This window comes from Vibrio sp. 10N.222.49.C9, assembly GCF_041474985.1.
In the GTDB taxonomy this organism is placed as follows: domain Bacteria; phylum Pseudomonadota; class Gammaproteobacteria; order Enterobacterales; family Vibrionaceae; genus Vibrio; species Vibrio crassostreae_C.
In genome coordinates this window covers 1-309 of sequence record NZ_JBFRVD010000285.1, presented here as the reverse complement: position 1 = coordinate 309, position 309 = coordinate 1, and the positions used below count along the sequence as shown (strand labels likewise).

1 pseudogene is annotated in these 309 nt (G+C 44.3%); it reads left to right on the top strand.

What is annotated here, in order from left to right:
• Positions 1-249 (top strand): annotated as a pseudogene (locus AB4585_RS23160) (lipase); the annotation flags it as partial.
• Positions 250-309: the final 60 nt, after the last annotated feature.

Below are 309 nucleotides of genomic sequence, written 5' to 3'. Positions count from 1 at the left end.
CATTATCTACTGTCACATAAAACCTATCGCGTCTGCTGCGACCTAGACATAGTGACCTTTTTGCCCTTAATTCCCCTCGCTTATTGGCATGTTGGAAAGTTGCTTTGGCTGTACAACGGGCGCATCTATGAAAATACGCCTACCTTCATTCGCTTAGGGCGCTCTCTAATCAGTTGGCTCATTCGCCCTTTCTCTTATCATTTAATGAGCAAGTACATCCGTAACAAGGATTTCTTTGACGAGCATTAGATCGCTCTCATCCACATCTACGTAATAACATTCACTAGCAAATCAGTGGGTGCGATCAGG